This is a genomic window from Janthinobacterium sp. AD80, from assembly GCF_002878455.1.
Taxonomy (GTDB): domain Bacteria; phylum Pseudomonadota; class Gammaproteobacteria; order Burkholderiales; family Burkholderiaceae_D; genus Janthinobacterium.
Window position 1 is genome coordinate 1 of sequence record NZ_NRDQ01000207.1, and the last position, 3,127, is coordinate 3,127.

At 62.4% G+C, this 3,127-nt stretch carries 4 protein-coding genes; all 4 read right to left on the reverse strand.

Going from position 1 to position 3,127, the window contains the following annotated elements:
- Window positions 1-92: 92 nt before the first annotated feature.
- Window positions 93-527 carry a flagellar motor switch protein FliN gene (gene fliN, locus JaAD80_RS26885; protein ID WP_034754038.1) on the reverse strand — a complete coding sequence of 145 codons (435 nt, stop codon included), beginning with the start codon at window positions 525-527 and terminating at the stop codon, window positions 93-95.
- 50 nt (window positions 528-577) lie between these two features.
- Window positions 578-1,564, reverse strand: coding sequence for a flagellar motor switch protein FliM (gene fliM / locus JaAD80_RS26890; RefSeq protein WP_034754035.1), 987 nt, complete (start codon window positions 1,562-1,564; stop codon window positions 578-580).
- A gap of 6 nt (window positions 1,565-1,570) precedes the next feature.
- Complete coding sequence (gene fliL / locus JaAD80_RS26895) at window positions 1,571-2,083, reverse strand: flagellar basal body-associated protein FliL (protein WP_102299116.1); 513 nt, start codon at window positions 2,081-2,083, stop codon at window positions 1,571-1,573.
- Between the two features lie 186 nt (window positions 2,084-2,269).
- Window positions 2,270-3,127 (reverse strand): flagellar hook-length control protein FliK (locus JaAD80_RS26900; RefSeq protein ID WP_146012557.1); only part of this gene is annotated, 858 nt, incomplete at its 5' end.

Below are 3,127 nucleotides of genomic sequence, written 5' to 3' on the forward strand. Positions count from 1 at the left end.
TGCGGCCGGCGCAGGCGTGGCGGCAGGAGCGGCGTGGGCGATGCAGCAGGCGGCCGCCAGCGGCAGCACGGTGGAAATCAACAGGCCAGGCTTCATTTATTCAATTTTCGGATACGTTCGGATGGCGTGATGATGTCGGTCAGGCGGATACCGAACTTGTCGTTCACCACCACCACTTCGCCCTGGGCGATCAGGCAGCCATTGACCAGCACGTCCATCGGTTCGCCGGCCAGGCCGTCGAGCTCGACCACGGAACCCTGCGCCAGCTGCAGCAGGTTCTTGATGGCGATCTTGGTGCGGCCCAGCTCGACCGTCAGCTGCACGGGGATATCGAGGATGAAATCGATATCGTTGTGCGTTTCCGACTTCGACGCCTGCTTGGAAAAATCCTTGAACACGGCGGCGCTGGCCGCGCTGGCCGTATTGGCTGCCTGGTTCTGCAGCGCTTCGGCTTCCGCCTTGGCCTGCTCGGCAATAGCCGCGCCCCAATCGTCTTCCGCGCTTTGGTCGTCTTGGTTGTCAGACATGTGTTTCTCCTGTTGTACAGATGCGGGCCGCGGCACGGCCCGGGTATTTTTTAATGATTGTTCATGTTATCGGCGTTTGCCAGCAACTTTTCAACCTTCAGCGCATATTGTCCGTTCAACACGCCATACGTGCAATCCATCACGGGCACGCCGTCGACGGTGGCGGCGATCAGTTCCGGGATGTTCAGCGGGATGATGTCGCCCACCTTCATGTTCAGGATTTCATCGAACGAGACGCGCGCCGTGCCCAGCGAAGCGACCAGTTCCACCTCGGCGATCTGGATCTGCTGCGTCATAAGGCGGATCCAGCGCTTGTCCACTTCCAGCGCCTCGCCCTGCAGGCTCGAGGTCAGCGAATCGCGGATCGGCTCGATCATCGAATACGGCATGCAGAAATGGATTTGTCCGGAAACGGAGCCCAGTTCTACCGTAAACGTGGACGCCACCACCACCTCGTTGGGCGTGGCGATGTTGGCGAACTGCGTGTTCATTTCTGAACGGATATATTCAAACTCGACGGGGAAGACCGGTTCCCACGACTTGGTATACGCTTCAAAGACGATATCGAGGATGCGCAAGATGATGCGCTGCTCCGTCTGCGTAAAGTCGCGCCCTTCGACGCGCGTATGGAAGCGCCCGTCGCCGCCAAATAAATTGTCGACCAGCAGGAACACCAGGCCCGGATCGAAGACCATCAGGGCCGTGCCGCGCAGCGGCTTCATGTGCACCAGGTTCAAATTGGTCGGCACCACCAGATTGCGGATGAATTCGCTGTATTTCGACACGCGCACGGAACCGACCGACACTTCCGCGCTGCGGCGCAGGAAGTTGAACAGGCCCACGCGCAGCAGACGGGCGAAACGCTCGTTGATAATTTCCAACGTTGGCATCCGGCCGCGCACGATGCGCTCCTGGGTTGCCAAGTTGTAGGTACGAACTCCCGTGACGTCTTCCGGCGCCTGCGCGTCGTCCTGGTCTCCGTTGACGCCCTTCAGAAGGGCATCGACTTCTTCCTGGGAGAGGAAATTATCGGCCATGGCTGCTTATTGAATGATGAATGCGGTAAATAATACGTCCGTCACGTCCTGCTCCGGCCCCTTGTTCTCGAATGGCTGGTTCACCTGGCCAATGATTTCCGCCGCCAGTTGCTGCTTGCCTTCCACGGTGTTGAGTTCCGAAGCCTTCTTGCCCGACAGCAGCAGCAACAGGCGGCTGCGTACCTTCGGCATGTTCAGCTTGATCAAATCCATCTCTTCCGGGCTGCTGGCCTGCAAGGTGAAGGCGATCTGCAAGTACTGCTCGCCATTTTCCGGCTGCAGGTTGACGGTGAAGGCGTCGATCGGCACGAAGACGGGCGGGCCGGCCTTGGAGGCCGCATGTTTCTTCTTGCTTGGCGCGCTTTCTTCCTTGTCGGCCTTGCCATGCAGGAAATACCAGGCCGCACCGCCACCCAGGCCGCCGGCGACCAGCACCGCGGCCAGCACTATGATCAGAAGCTTCTTTTTTGACGCGCCGGCAGGTGCCAGGGCTGCGTCTGCTTTCGGATCTGCTTTCATTTTTGGATTTGCTTTCAATGGTACTCGAGTGCATGGAAGTGGATCACGACGCCATTATGTCATTATCGGGAAATTCTGCGCAGAAGGATGCAGCGAAAAGAGGGACGAAGCGCCCTCAACTCGATGTTTCCTTACGAAAAGTTACCCTGCGGGGCAGTGCTGTGGCCTGTGCACGACGAAATGACGTCAGGCAAAGGTATCCACGGCACCCAGGCTGGCGCGCCCGCGTGTGCCGGTAGACGGCGCGATGGCGATCTCGCCGCCCGTGGTGCTACCGCCCTGGCCGCCGCCCCGGCGTCCGCCCGAGGCTTCCCGGCTACCCTGGTCCTGCTGTTCCTGCGTACCGGCCGAGACAGTGGCGCTGCCGAAGGCGATGCCCGCTTCGCTCATCATTTCACGCAGGCGCGGCATGGCCGCTTCCAGCGCCTGGCGTACTTCCGGCTGGGCCGACATGAAGGCGGCGTCCGCCTGGTCGTTGGTGACTGTCAACACGACCTGCAAGGGGCCGAGGTCGGGCGGATTCAGGGTCAGGGTGGCGCTCTGGTCGCCGCCTGCCGCCATCCACACGACTTTCTGGCCCAGCTGCTGATCCCAGGCTGGCGTGCCGACGCGGCCTGCCAGCTTGTCAGCCGGCACGGCAACGGCGGCCGCCGCCTGCTGCAGCGCGCCCGGCTGCAACTGGGCTGCCAGGCGGGTCAGGTCGGCAGGTGTTTCCTTGATCAATGGTTCGGCCACGGCGGCGCCGGCCTTGGCCGTTGCCGCCAGCTGGGCGTCGATGACCAGCTTGCCCGCTTCGGCCTTGCCGGCCGGCAGCGCAGCGCCTGGCGCGGCGGCAGTCTTGCCCTGCGCCTGGCCCAGGCTGTCGGCAAAGTCGCCGCTATCCGCTTGCGCCGCCACGGTGGCCGCTGCCTTGCCGCTGCCCTGGCCCGCGAGCAATTGCGTTGCCGCCAGATTTTTTCCGTCGGCCTTGACGGCGCCGGCGCGTGGCGCCAGGTCCGCCGCTTGCCTGGCTGGCGTGGCCGGCGTCTGCATGGCCAGCTGGAT

Excerpts from the sequence above, each read along its gene's own strand:
- fliN (WP_034754038.1), bottom strand. The coding sequence starts at position 527 with ATGTCTGACAACCAAGACGACCAAAGCGCGGAAGACGATTGGGGCGCG.
- fliM (WP_034754035.1), bottom strand. The coding sequence starts at position 1,564 with ATGGCCGATAATTTCCTCTCCCAGGAAGAAGTCGATGCCCTTCTGAAG.
- fliL (WP_102299116.1), bottom strand. The coding sequence starts at position 2,083 with ATGAAAGCAGATCCGAAAGCAGACGCAGCCCTGGCACCTGCCGGCGCG.